The organism is Catalinimonas locisalis (assembly GCF_038039535.1).
Classification (GTDB): Bacteria; Bacteroidota; Bacteroidia; order Cytophagales; family Cyclobacteriaceae; genus Catalinimonas.
The window spans coordinates 1-12,388 of sequence record NZ_JBBPHP010000038.1 but is presented as its reverse complement, the minus strand read 5'-3'; the positions used below and the strand labels follow the sequence as shown (position 1 = coordinate 12,388).

The 12,388-nt window shown below is 40.7% G+C and carries 12 protein-coding genes and 1 pseudogene; 6 read left to right on the top strand and 7 right to left on the bottom strand.

The genetic code is table 11. From position 1 onward, the window contains the following. Positions 1 to 156: 156 nt before the first annotated feature. A complete protein-coding gene (locus tag WJR50_RS27300) occupies positions 157 to 300 on the bottom strand; it encodes a hypothetical protein (RefSeq protein WP_341296490.1) in 144 nt (47 codons plus the stop codon). A 186-nt stretch (positions 301 to 486) separates the two neighbouring features. Here WJR50_RS27300 and WJR50_RS27295 point away from each other — a divergent pair, with 186 nt between their 5' ends. The 4 genes from WJR50_RS27295 (at position 487) to WJR50_RS27280 (ending at position 4,371) form a co-directional block, all read left to right on the top strand. Next, positions 487 to 1,164: a response regulator transcription factor gene (locus WJR50_RS27295; protein WP_341296489.1), complete on the top strand. Its 678-nt coding sequence runs from the start codon at positions 487 to 489 to the stop codon at positions 1,162 to 1,164. Continuing rightward, a complete protein-coding gene (locus WJR50_RS27290) occupies positions 1,161 to 2,426 on the top strand; it encodes a sensor histidine kinase (RefSeq protein ID WP_341296488.1) in 1,266 nt (421 codons plus the stop codon). Before WJR50_RS27295 ends, WJR50_RS27290 begins: the two co-directional genes overlap by 4 nt. 102 nt (positions 2,427 to 2,528) lie before the next feature. Then, positions 2,529 to 2,975 carry a PepSY-like domain-containing protein gene (locus WJR50_RS27285; protein WP_341296487.1) on the top strand — a complete coding sequence of 149 codons (447 nt, stop codon included), beginning with the start codon at positions 2,529 to 2,531 and terminating at the stop codon, positions 2,973 to 2,975. A gap of 181 nt (positions 2,976 to 3,156) precedes the next feature. Continuing rightward, positions 3,157 to 4,371, top strand: coding sequence for an OprO/OprP family phosphate-selective porin (locus WJR50_RS27280; RefSeq protein WP_341296486.1), 1,215 nt, complete (start codon positions 3,157 to 3,159; stop codon positions 4,369 to 4,371). A 709-nt stretch (positions 4,372 to 5,080) separates the two neighbouring features. On the opposite strand, the gene WJR50_RS27275 is transcribed toward WJR50_RS27280, so the two are convergent. The 3 genes from WJR50_RS27275 to WJR50_RS27265 all read right to left on the bottom strand — a co-directional run bounded on the left by WJR50_RS27275 (position 5,081) and on the right by WJR50_RS27265 (position 7,743). Then, complete coding sequence (locus WJR50_RS27275; RefSeq protein ID WP_341296485.1) at positions 5,081 to 5,566, bottom strand: hypothetical protein; 486 nt, start codon at positions 5,564 to 5,566, stop codon at positions 5,081 to 5,083. 64 nt (positions 5,567 to 5,630) lie between these two features. Beyond that, entirely contained in the window at positions 5,631 to 6,965 is a 1,335-nt protein-coding gene (locus WJR50_RS27270) for a serine hydrolase domain-containing protein (protein WP_341296484.1), read from the bottom strand. A 10-nt stretch (positions 6,966 to 6,975) separates the two neighbouring features. Further along, a complete protein-coding gene (locus WJR50_RS27265; RefSeq protein ID WP_341296483.1) occupies positions 6,976 to 7,743 on the bottom strand; it encodes a glucose 1-dehydrogenase in 768 nt (255 codons plus the stop codon). A 396-nt stretch (positions 7,744 to 8,139) separates the two neighbouring features. Here WJR50_RS27265 and WJR50_RS27260 point away from each other — a divergent pair, with 396 nt between their 5' ends. Then, positions 8,140 to 8,892 (top strand): phosphatase PAP2 family protein, encoded by a 753-nt coding sequence (locus WJR50_RS27260; RefSeq protein ID WP_341296482.1) that lies wholly within the window; start codon positions 8,140 to 8,142, stop codon positions 8,890 to 8,892. 39 nt (positions 8,893 to 8,931) lie between these two features. Here the strand turns inward: WJR50_RS27260 and WJR50_RS27255 are convergent, their stop codons facing one another. From WJR50_RS27255 to WJR50_RS27245, 3 genes and pseudogenes are all read right to left on the bottom strand, one after another. Further along, positions 8,932 to 9,450, bottom strand: a complete 519-nt coding sequence (locus WJR50_RS27255; RefSeq protein WP_341296481.1) for a hypothetical protein — start codon at positions 9,448 to 9,450, stop codon at positions 8,932 to 8,934. A 12-nt stretch (positions 9,451 to 9,462) separates the two neighbouring features. After that, positions 9,463 to 10,638: pseudogene (locus WJR50_RS27250) on the bottom strand (sulfite oxidase). A gap of 309 nt (positions 10,639 to 10,947) precedes the next feature. Next, a complete protein-coding gene (locus WJR50_RS27245; RefSeq protein WP_341296480.1) occupies positions 10,948 to 11,304 on the bottom strand; it encodes a SpoIIAA family protein in 357 nt (118 codons plus the stop codon). A gap of 191 nt (positions 11,305 to 11,495) precedes the next feature. Here WJR50_RS27245 and WJR50_RS27240 point away from each other — a divergent pair. Then, positions 11,496 to 12,388 (top strand): GAF domain-containing protein (locus tag WJR50_RS27240; protein ID WP_341296479.1); only part of this gene is annotated, 893 nt, incomplete at its 3' end.

Below are 12,388 nucleotides of genomic sequence, written 5' to 3'. Positions count from 1 at the left end.
AATTTAAAAGATAAAAAGATATTTTAGTCTTTTAATACCTTAAAATAGAGTATAAAGTTTCAAAGTTAACCGAAGTTTTTTACAAAAAACGGGCAATAGGTTTTCTAAAATAAGAATCAGCATATATTAGTATTTTATAATGCTAAACCAACCGCATTATTTATTCTCCTTCTTATATTTCCTCTCATTCGGATTCTCTTTATATTCAGGGCGCAACTCATCCGAATTGATATAACATACCGGACTAGCATTTCTCACGGAAGTATCAGCTTTTTCTTTGGTTCTATTTTTCTTTGGCATAGCATACATTTATCTAGTACAATATTGATTCACTATAGACCGGACTCTCAATCATAAATGATCAGACTCTTAGGAATTTTAGTAAACTCATGTTATTTATCACGATTTGTTTGAAGAGAAGATTTCAATTCCTAAATCTTTCCATATTCTTTTCGCTTAATTGCATATTACCTTAATCTCCAAAAAATGAAAGTATTAGTAATAGAAGATGAAGCTGATATGCGTAATAATATCATAGAATCGCTGCAGGCAGAAAATTATTTGATAGAAACAGCCATAGATTATGATACAGCGCTTGAGAAAGTACACCTTTATGAATATGACTGTATCCTTCTGGATATATCTTTACCTGATGGTAGTGGTTTGGATATATTAAATGAGTTAAAAAAAAGCAATAAAGCAGAGGGAGTAATCATTGTTTCTGCTAAAAACTCGCTGGATGACCGGATCAAGGGGCTTAACCTGGGGGCTGACGATTATTTATCTAAACCTTTTCATATGGCAGAACTGCATGCCCGCCTGAAATCTGTGCTACGCAGGAAAAAATTTGATGGTTCAAACAAAATTAACGTGCGAAATGTGATCATAGATCCGGATGAACGCAGGGTAACAGTAAATGGAGAAGAGATACAACTTAACCGTAAAGAGTTTGACATTTTATTATACTTTGTTTCCAACAAAAACCGTCTGTTGAGCAAGTCAGCACTTGCGGAACATGTGTGGGGAGATCAGATTGATGAGTCGGATAGTTTTGAGTTTGTATATTCACAAATCAAGAATCTTAGAAAAAAACTAAAAGACCAACAGGCAGACATAGAGATTCAGGCTGTTTACGGTGTGGGTTATAAACTGGTGTTGCCGTGAAGTTACTGAATTATACCTCATCCTACTTTATAGGACTTCTGCTGATCATTATATCGGTTTGGGCTATCATCTTTTACTTTGTTATGCTGGATGAGATTTATGATAGTATTGATGATGGGCTACAGAACTCCAAAATACTGATTATTCAGAAAGCAGCTTATGATAGTACGGTTCTATATCAAAGTAGCTTTCAGGAAGGCAATTATGCGATCAGGAAAATTTCGCCCAAAGAGGCTATCACGCATGAAGACACATATCAAGACACTACCTTATACATGCTTAATGAAGAAGATTATGAACCGGTAAGAATGCTGAGATCAGTTTTTATCCTTGGGCAACAATACTATGAGTTGAGCATCATTACCTCTATGGTAGAGGAAGATGACCTGATTGAAGACCTGCTATACGCTATTTTGTGGCTTTATCTGGGACTAGTCGCAAGTATGATTGTGCTCAACAACCTTCTATTGCAACGTATCTGGCAGCCTTTTTATAAGTTACTCAGATATTTAGAACAATTTCGGCTGGACCGACCAGAGTCAGTACGTATGCAAAAGACACAAGTAGAAGAATTTAACATCTTGAATGATACGATCAGTAAGCTTTTACAGAGTAATATCAATGTTTACAATCAACAAAAACAATTTATTGAAAACGCTTCTCATGAGTTGCAAACACCCCTTGCCATTAGCCTAAATAAACTAGAGCTACTTATAGGGAAAAATGATCTGACTGAAACACAAGTCACCGGCTTAATGACTGTCATGAACAATCTGGAACGACTTACCCGGATGAATAAATCCCTGCTATTACTTTCCAAAATTGAAAACAGGCAGTTTCAGGATGTTGAAAAAGTGTCGATTGATAAGCTGGTAAAAAATTTATACGATGATTTTAAAGATCAGTCTGACTTTAGAGAGATTGAGTTCAATTTACAGATAGACTCATCTTGTGAGAAACTTATGAACCCGGAGCTGGCGCGCATCATGATCTCAAATTTAGTCAAGAATGCTATTGTTCATAATATCCGAGGAGGCTTAATCTCCATAAATGTCAACTACGACAGCCTTACCATCTCTAATACCGGTATAGAGGAGCCATTGGATTCAGGGCAAATATTTGAGCGTTTCTATAAAAACAATACCAGAGCTCACTCTACAGGTTTGGGTATGGCAATTGTAAAATCCATAGCCAGTTTATACGATATTACTATACAATATAGCTACCGACAGCAACAGCATCATTTCAGCATTCGGTTTTAGACCAATATTAAAAAAAACAGAAGCTTTCCGCTATTCCCAATTCTTTCCAGTTTTGTTATTGACCTTTGGGTTATAATTATTTTAAATCCAAAAACGAATAACATGAGAATCATTATTATTTCACTTTTCATATTTAGTGGTACGTTGATGTCTTGCGCACAGGATATTAATCCCAATGACATACCCTCAGTAGTATTGAATACTTTTAAGACTAATTTTCCGGATGCACGGGATGTAGAATGGGAAAAACATGGAGATGATTACGAGGTGGAATTTGACCACAACCTAATAGATCATAATGCTTACATTGATGCTATGGGCGAGCTTATTCTTTACAAATACGACATCAAGCCAAGTGAACTTCCTGAAGCGGTAAAAAATACCATACAGGTAGATTTCAAAGATTATCAGATTGATGACGCGGAACTCGTGGAAAAAGACGGGGAAAAGCTCTATGAAGTAGAATTGGAAAGTAATATCACTGATCGTCAGGTGGTCTTTACACAAGATGGTCAGGTGACAGAAAATGCTTATTCCTTTATTGATTGATCATCAATTGAAAAGAGGCTGCCCCAAGGTAAGGGCAGCTTCTTCATTTATTTGTCGGGTTAGTTGGTCGGGCTTATTGATCCACTTTAGTCTATTACCTCTATCGCTCCAAAGTCTCTAGCTCCTATACCTAGCTATATTTTTTCCTGAATAGCATAAGTCATTACAGAAAGTCCATAACATGAATGTCAAATTAAGTACTGTCCTACTTTTTATCTCTTTAGTGTGTCTGTTCCATAATACATTTGCTCAGCAAAATGATGGTAAAGCAAAAGATTCCTTAACCACACAAATTGAATATACTTCAAGGGGCTTTCAATTTACCGCCCCAGACAATAAGTTTCAGTTGCAGATCGGTGGCAGGCTTCAGTTCAGGTTTGCCACGCCCAATGATCAAGACCCCATCACGTTTGAGGATTTTGCACCTGAGCAGGAGACAGTATTTAAAATCAATCGCGCCCGTCTCAAGGTAGGAGGACATACCTTTCAACCCTGGTTAAAGTATTATTTTGAGTACGAACTGGGTGCTTCAAGATTATTGGATTTTAGGGTAATGATTGAGAAATGGCCCTGGCTGAGTTTTAAACTAGGACAATGGAAGACAGAGTATACCCGGGAAAGGGTAATTTCCAGTGGCAATCAACAAATGATGGAACGTTCTATCATCAATCGTCCATTCACTTTAGACCGGCAGCAAGGCATCACAGTATACGGACATATCCAAAAGTCTAAAATAGCTGACTTTAACTATCATCTGGCTGTACTAACCGGTACGGGCATCAACGCACGTGAAAATGATGATAAAAACCTGATGTACACCGCCCGTGTACAATGGAATTTTTTAGGGGAAGCCGTACCTATGACAGGTTCAGACCTGGAAGACCGGGAAGAACCTCTGGCTTCGGTGGCCTTGGCAGGGGCAACCAACAGGAGTCGTTACACCAGGTTTTCTTCTTCAGGAGGAGGTAGTCTGGCAAATTTTGAAATAGGGGAGGCAGGACAGTTTACGGTTAACCAATGGTTGCTGGAGACTGCTTTCATGTATCGCTCATTCAGCTGGCATAGCGAGATGCACCTGAAAGACATTGATGATCATATAAACCAAACTCTCACTCGCCTGAGAGGAGGTTTCTGGCAGGCAGGCTATGTGCTGAATAATGATTTGGATACCACACAGCCATTATTTGAGCCAGCGTTTCGTTACGCAGTATTCCAACCCTCTCTTGGGTTTCCCCAGTATGCCAGAGAAGAGTTTTCTTTGGCCTTCAATTGTTTCTTTAACGGACATGCCAATAAGTTAACTGCCGATGTATCCTATTTTGAATTTGAGAAAAGTGATGTGGATATCCCGCATCAAAGCTGGAGATTCAGGGTGCAGTATGAAGTCTCCTTTTAACAGCTAACTTTAAGTCACTTAAAAACCGAAAAAGGTTTTTCATTGAACTTATGTATTAATAAAAGTAATTTGAAAGTTTATAATTTTTAATATCAAAATATAATATGTTAACTTTGTGTTAAGTTTATGTTAATTTTATTGGTACTATTTATAGTAGTGTTCTGCTAATTATTTGCTTTTCTATCGGCCAGCCTGATTAATTTTATCGTTTGAACATGAGCTACTTTTGATTGATGGGAAGAATTTAGCGAGCGCTAGCATTTACTGAAAACACAAAGCATTATGAAAACTCCATACGAAAAGACATTTAAATATGGGCTTCAGCGCCTATTATTCGGCAAAACCAAGAAGAAGACACGCACTTTTTACACCGGGCTTCTTTTACTTTATGTTTTTATTTACCTTCTGATTGAAGGTGTAAGGCTGCTTTGAAAAAATAGCTCATGTGTAAAAGGTATTGACATTTTTTAAGCTATGATGAGAATAATAAGGTTTTTGCAAGAAAAAGTGTGGACAGTTCATGGAATGGTGGTACTTTTCATATTAGGATTGTGTATGTATTTTGATAAACCCATATTAGGAGTACTAACCTCAACATATCTCCTTTTATTTTTATCTAGAAAACCGCGGAGGTAAGTTATTTTTGATCATTTGAAAATTTTATCGTGACTTTCATAACCATAGTAATTTTCTAAGCGGTGACCTAATTCTAATGAAATAACAATTTGCTAATGCCAAGCAATCCACCAATTGCTAAAGTAAATAAACCTGCTAAAAACATCCGTAGTTTTGGGCCATGCAGTAAGTATCCTATGCGCAGCCCATATACGAAAAGTGTAGCATAGATTAAGTATTCTGTCAGTATTACCGCGGTTGACACTGAAAATAAATCTACTGTCGCTAGTAATAACATCAGTATGGGTAAGTAAGAAGCAGACAGGACTGGCCTGGTTTCATGCCAAATTTCAACAAGCTCTTTTTGATCCAGCTTTTTCTTTCCAGCGATTACCTGACTGATTGTTTCGCTGAATGCTTCGGCAAGGGCTACCGAAAGTGAAGTCCCAAACAAAAGCATCACTCCGTGCCAAGCCGATAGTTGATGATCCTTGAAAGATAGCAATACCGCTAATATGGTAATAGATCCATAGAGTGCTTTTGAAATAAATGCTTTACTAAAAATTTTCTCTATCATCATCAGTAAGAATGTTGTTTTTCAGTATCCTATATCGGTTATGATCATAATTCTTTCCTCTTCATGGTTATTTTTTATACTTTTTCATCAGATACTCGGCCACAGCCTGATAGGCGGGCAGTGAGTAAGCATCGTTGGCGGCATTAGCTGCTACCGGGTGCGAAGCCAGCCGTACAATCACCATTTCAGCTTTTGGGTCAATGTAGATAGCCTGTCCGTGCACCCCACGAGCACTAAAGGCACCATGTTCATTTTCAGTCATCCACCACATATTGTGGTACGACCAGTCTTTGAGCTCAGGGTGATCTGATTTCGCGAAGGCTTCCTGACTTCCCCCTTCTTCAATATCTTCTACAGCATCTTGCGGAATGATCTGCCTGCCTTGCCATTTTCCCTTGTTGCGAATCATCTCTCCGAAGCGAGCCAGATCGCGCAGCCCTGCGTTAAAGCCCCCTCCGGCAAAGGGAGTTCCCAGGCCATCCACCTGGTAATAGCTGTCTTGCTCCACTCCTAACTGGCTCCATATTTTGTCGGATAATAACTCGTCAACCGACTTACCTGTGGCTTTCGCCATAATCCAGCCCAGTGCATCAGCGTTGATGGTGCGGTAACTAAAAACTTCCCCGTGCTGTCCATTTTTTTTCACGGTTTCCAGGTACTCATAGTAGCCTACCGGACCGTCATAGTCTTCGGGCTTGGGCAGTGGGCTTCCAGCAGCAGAGAAACTCCAGACTTCGGCATTAGGATCAGCATAGTTTTCGCTGTATTCCAGTGCGGTGGTCATGTCCATCACCTGTCGGACAGTAGCGTCACCAAAGGCCGAGTTTTTGAGCTCCGGCACGTATTCCGCCACCAGTTTATTTTCGTCAATTACTCCTTCGGCAACCAGGGTGGCTGCAAGGGTGCCAGTAAATGATTTGGTGAGCGACATCACAGCGTGGACATCGGTTTCAGTCAGCTCGCTAAAGTAACGTTCGTAGACCACTTTACCTTGATGTATAATAATGATACCATCGGTATAATTTTCCCACAACGACTCCTCCCAGGTCATGGAATCTTGTGCACCCCACGGTAGAAAGGTTATGGAGTCAGTAGTCTTGTCAAGTTCATAGTCAAAAGGCACTGAAGCATCCAAACCGCCTGATACGTTTACTGTGGGCAGTAGTTCCCGCATGTGCACCCCACTCCAGCGTATGGCCGGAAACCCAAAGAAAGAACCGTCCGAGACCTTCAGTATTTTGTCAGGGGGTGGGGGAAAGCCCTGCATCCAACCGAAGTTGCCGGGTTCGCTTTCTTTTGCCGAAAGATATTTTTCATGAGGCTGGGCAATGCTCTCATTGAGTGTGAACAATAAAGTGATTGACAAAAGAAAATAAACGTGACGAGAAAGTAGTAAATCCATAATACGTGATTTAATCCAGGGTTTGAACGCCACCGCCGTTGACGAATAGCACCTGGCCGCTTACCCATTCGGAAATGGGACAGGCAAAGTAAAGCACGGCTCCTGCGATATCTTCAGGCTTACCTAAGCGCTTGATTGGGGTATGCGCCAGCATTTTTTCTTCAATTTCCGGAGTAAGAACCGACTTAAGAGCGGCAGTCTGGGTGGCTCCGGGTCCTACGGAGTTGATGCGCACTTCGGGACCAAAGTCATGCGCCAAGTTAGCACCCATGTGATTGAGAGCAGCTTTAGAAGCTGCGTAGCCGCTCATGTTGGGGCTTTTGTTAACGCTGCTCATAGAGGTAATATTAATGATAGAGCCGTATCCAGCACCTTTCATATGCGGCACACACAACTGCGCCATTCGCCATGCACTAAAGACGTTGAGTTTGAAGTCGCGCTCAAAATCATCTACCGAAATTTTGAAAGGGTTTTCGCGTCCGCCCCCGCCCCCTCCGGCGTTGTTGACCAGGATATGCACTCCGCCGAGTTGCTGCACAGTGTCTTCCACCAGCTTGACCATCTGCTCATCCTTGAGGATGTTACATTCCAGGGCAATAGCTTTTCCTCCGGCTTGCTCAATTTCTTCAACAACTCGTTGGGCATCATCTATTTTCAGGTCGCCAATGGCTATCTTGGCTCCGGCTTGTGCCAGTTGAATAGCGCAAGCTTTACCAATGCCATTGGCTCCGCCGGTCACGATAGCGGTTTTACCAGTCAGGTCAAATAGTTTATTCATGGTAAGATGGGTTTAAGATTGTAAAATACTCCCAGTAAAAGCTGCATTGCGAAAAAAAAGCCGGTTCGCAGATCATGAGATATTTAAAAACAGTGCATTGAGCTTACTTCATTAGATTGAACTGTTTATAACAAGCGAGGTAAGGAAAGGTTTAGCTAGTAATAAAAACCGCAAAACGACCGGGCAATATCTCCAGCAGCGAGTAGCCATTTAAATCGGAAGAAAAATTCGCTAGATTAACATAAAAGATATAGTTGGAATGAGCGTAGACGAACTTTGTCCAATAATTGATGATTATCAGGAAGTTTCAAATGATGAAAAACTTATCTGGCAGTAGTCTTAAATTGTCAAGATGAATTACCCTTCATCCAAAACGTTTATTAAAAAAATTTACCTATGGCGCTGGAAGAGCAATTGAGGACAGGAATTCGTTATATCAGGACTTACCTGAAAAAATATTTAAACAATGATAATGAATACCTTCCTTACATTATATCACTGGCTGTTGGGCTGATACTGGCAGTACTGACCCTAAATGGATTTATAGAAATATTAGAGGAACTTAAAGATGATGGGCTGACCGGTTTTGATGATACCGTAGCTGAGTATGTGCAGAGTTATCGATCGTCAAGTCTTACTCCATTTTTTGGAGCTCTTACTGAAATAGGAGATCGCTATGGTTATCTCACTTTGGTTATCTTACTTGCAGGCTTTTTCTATTTCCGGTATAAGAACTGGAAATTTTCTCTACAGGTCACTGTTGTGCTGGCTTTATCTTCATTAGTAAATCTGGTGCTAAAACGCTGGATCAATCGTCAAAGACCTTCGGGAGAGCATATGGTAGAAGTATTCACCCTGAGCTTCCCAAGTGGCCATGCGATGAGCGCAATGGCTTTCTATGGATTTTTGGTCTATCTCACCTGGCGTTATGCCAGGCATCTGGGTTTGAAGGTTGCTTTAACACTCCTGTGGATTTTTATGATCTTAGGGATCGGTATCAGTCGGATTTACCTGGGGGTGCATTATCCAAGCGATATTATAGCCGGATACCTGGGAGGGCTGTGTTGGGTAGCATTTTGCATTGTTGTTTTCAATGTGTTGTCTATAATGAGAAAGCGTAAAAAAGCCCGCCATGAGCTTGCCGAGTAATTTCTATTTGATGTAGAGCAACTACCTATGGTATATTTTTTAATTATTTAATTCGTACCAATCAATATCATTTAGGGGACGACGTCTCCCTACAAACTCTTCCGGTGCGTAATGGGTTGCCAGATAATCTAAAATAATATCTTCATTCTTCCCCAGGTCCCACAAGCCTTGTGTTTCCTGCATCCACACGATCTTCTCATGCCATCCTTCACGCGTGAAACGATTTTGTAGTATCAGCGCACTGGAATGACATGCTGTACAGTTACCTTTGACAAGCTGTAGCCCCTCTCCAGCCAGCAGACCCGTCTGCACATCTTTACCATCTTTAATTTGTAAATCAGAAGGTGGTGCTGGCGACTCTTCCTCAGAGATGTCTTTTTGTACAACACCTGACTTTGTAGAAGATTGCGACCCTTTATCCACTGAACCGACCTGGTAAGCAAAAAATAAGCTACCAGCTATCAACAAAATAACAATCCCAACCAACATTTTAATAATATTGAGCAGACCACTGATCAAACGTTGCTCTTCTTTTTTGATATTGATCTTCTTTTCCATTAGCGGAACAGCTTAATTTACTTTTACAGCAATTCTATGACAGGCGTTGTTAAGGTAGCCTTTGGGATTCCAGCCAGGCATTACCATAGGCTGGGCTACTCCCTGATCGTCTGTTGCCTTGGCCCATATCTCGTAATAACCCTTCAAAGGAAAGCTCACTTCTGCATTCCATTGCTGCCATGCCAAACGGTTGGCAGGTTACTTCAATGAGCAGTTTATCCAGGTGGCCCCAAAATCAGTTGAAACTTCCATTTTAGATACTTCATTTTCCCCTGCCCAGGCATGTCCGCGTACTGATAGTTTTTTTGACAAATCGAACATTGCTCCTGTTTTAGGGTAGGTAATTATTGATTTTACCGGCATTGATTCAATGATCACCATATCTTCTTCAGGTACCTCGGCGCCAGGTTGAACAGGATGTTTGGGCACTCTGTAGGAGTCACCCAACATTTTGGGACCATCGTGTACCTGATTGCGCACTACAATTTTGTGCAACCATTTACCGGAAACAGAGGCCGGCCAGCCACCACACACCAGACGAAGGGGATATCCATGCTCAATAGGAATGTCTTTTCCATTCATAGCCCAGGCAACCAGCGTTTCATCCTGTAATGCTTTAGAAATAGGAACTCCACGCGAGATCGGCACTTTGGTAGGATCGCCGCTGAGATGTTTATCTTTACCATAATACCCAATGTATATTGCATCCTCTTTGATGCCCACATCTTCTAATATATCCCTGAGACGGGTGCCTGTCCATTCAGCGTTGTATATCGCCCCTTCTTCCCACTGGTTGCCAGAAGCAGGAGGATAAAAACCGGAACGTCCGTTGCCTCCGCATTCCAATACCAACTGATACGTATAAGCTTTGAAACGATTTTTGAGTTCATCCAGGCTATAGGTTTTTTCAGCTTTCACAGACTCTCCGCCAAAAGTAAGAGTCCATGTACTTACATCAATATTCTCTGGCATGAGACCATTATTGCGAATAAATATGTTTGGAAAAGGGGGTACAACATCGTCCAGCAAATGCGGAGGTGCTTCCACATTCCACGGTTTATCGTTTCTAACGATCATCTCCTCATTTTTTCCTTTAAGGGGGCTATTCTGTAAGGTAAAAGCCAAGGGCACATAAGATGCAGGCAGATGGGCAGCATGTACTATTTCAGTTCCCAAAGCAGCCGACATAGCCGACAGCGCACTGCTTCTCAAAAATGATCTCCGATTCCATAGAGCCCCCCGTATAATGGTGGGATGATTGTGCTTTCTGCTTTTCATATCTAATGAATAAAAAATTGAAATATCTGAGTAGGGTAGCTAACTACACTTTAAAATGTTTATGCTTAGTAGCATGTATTAACCATGAGAAAACTAATTTATAAGAAAAAAACCCGAATTTTACTTCGGGTTTTACAGCCAGCCTTGGAGGAGAAGCCTTAAAAAAATACTTATGGATTCTCACCACCTAAACTTAACTAAACAATGATAAAAAAATTACTACTCCTCTATCCATCTGCCAGCCTTATCTTTCTCAGAGAAATGGAAACTTCTTAGTTTGATGTCCCCGATCATATTTGTCAGTTGAGCAGCTTGTTTTAGCCAGTCTTTCATGGTAATTACTGCTGCCTTTTCAAAGTGACCAAGATGCCCAAAATTGTACTTAAGATCTTCTATCAGTGTATCCATGGAAAAGCCGTGAGTATCCACGTATTCCACATACAACCTCACCTTAGCATGGGACTTAAGTTTTTCTCTTAGTTGGATTAGCACAGGCTTCAAATCTGCTTCACTGGTTGTTCCATCTATGCGAAAACCTACAATGTCATCTCGCCGGGTTGTGATTGTTTCCATCATATTAGAAATTACTATATCAAAGTAGTTGCATTATGGTTAAACTACATTTAGAACATAAACTGAAATTGTTATTACAAAGTTAAACAAAATGAAAACCAGGACACAATGATGTAAGTCGCTCATTTTTGATGATTAAAATCATTTCATTCTCATATGCCTATAGCTATTCTACCACTTTAAAAAGCAAATGAATGTTTTCAAGCTCTGACTTTGATATTGTGAAAAACCAACTACAGAAAAGTATCGCTCAGCAAGCACCCGTAAAGGATTTACTGTCGCAGATTATTACATGGGTAGAAAAGCAGTCTGATGAGTTTCTGGTTTCCATACTTGTGGCCAATCATACTTCCCATCAATGGCAAATTGCTGCCGCTCCTTCCTTATCCCCTGATTTGCTAGAACTTATCAAACTTGTTGTGTTCAAACATCTGCCTGATGTCAGCAGCAATACATCTTTTGAACCGATAAGCAAAAAAATTATCTGGAAAGACGGTAAGCACCTCTCCCCCAATGGCTGGTGGATTACGCCTATTCATTCCAGAATGAATGGAAAACTATTAGGCGCACTCATCTTTTTTTTCAAGGACTTCAGATCACCCAGAAAAAATGAGATATCATTAATCATCAATGGTGTAGACTGGGCAGCCACCGTGATAGAGCAAAACATGTCAGTAGAATCCCTGCTCAGCCCAGAAATCAAACAGCAATCGTATACCGAAGAACTGGAACAAAAGGTAAAGGAAAGAACCAGAGAATTAACTGCTATGGTTAAAAAGCTGGTAGAAACGAACTTATCCCTGGAGTACCAGATTCGCGAAACCCGGCAGGCAGATGCGCAGGCGAAGAAAAACTACGCCTTATATGTTGCGATTGCACGCTACTTTCCTAAGGTGATGATTGTAGTCATCAACCGTGATTATCAGATCGTATTTCTGGATGGAGAAGAATTACGAAAGATAGGGTTAAATAAAGAGAATGAGGAAGGGCTTTCTGTAAAAGAAGTTAAGAACTTCTCTACTGAATGGAAAAAGCAAATGATCACCCACGCTCAAAAAACCTTTCAGGGAGGACATCATTCCTACGA

What these genes read in the sequence shown, in the direction of transcription:
- WJR50_RS27285 (WP_341296487.1), top strand. Translation starts at nt 2,529, where the DNA reads ATGAGAATCATTATTATTTCACTTTTCATATTTAGTGGTACGTTGATG.
- WJR50_RS27280 (WP_341296486.1), top strand. Translation starts at nt 3,157, where the DNA reads ATGAATGTCAAATTAAGTACTGTCCTACTTTTTATCTCTTTAGTGTGT.
- WJR50_RS27295 (WP_341296489.1), top strand. Translation starts at nt 487, where the DNA reads ATGAAAGTATTAGTAATAGAAGATGAAGCTGATATGCGTAATAATATC.
- WJR50_RS27270 (WP_341296484.1), bottom strand. Translation starts at nt 6,965, where the DNA reads ATGGATTTACTACTTTCTCGTCACGTTTATTTTCTTTTGTCAATCACT.
- WJR50_RS27300 (WP_341296490.1), bottom strand. Translation starts at nt 300, where the DNA reads ATGCCAAAGAAAAATAGAACCAAAGAAAAAGCTGATACTTCCGTGAGA.
- WJR50_RS27260 (WP_341296482.1), top strand. Translation starts at nt 8,140, where the DNA reads ATGGCGCTGGAAGAGCAATTGAGGACAGGAATTCGTTATATCAGGACT.
- WJR50_RS27245 (WP_341296480.1), bottom strand. Translation starts at nt 11,304, where the DNA reads ATGATGGAAACAATCACAACCCGGCGAGATGACATTGTAGGTTTTCGC.
- WJR50_RS27255 (WP_341296481.1), bottom strand. Translation starts at nt 9,450, where the DNA reads ATGGAAAAGAAGATCAATATCAAAAAAGAAGAGCAACGTTTGATCAGT.
- WJR50_RS27265 (WP_341296483.1), bottom strand. Translation starts at nt 7,743, where the DNA reads ATGAATAAACTATTTGACCTGACTGGTAAAACCGCTATCGTGACCGGC.
- WJR50_RS27275 (WP_341296485.1), bottom strand. Translation starts at nt 5,566, where the DNA reads ATGATGATAGAGAAAATTTTTAGTAAAGCATTTATTTCAAAAGCACTC.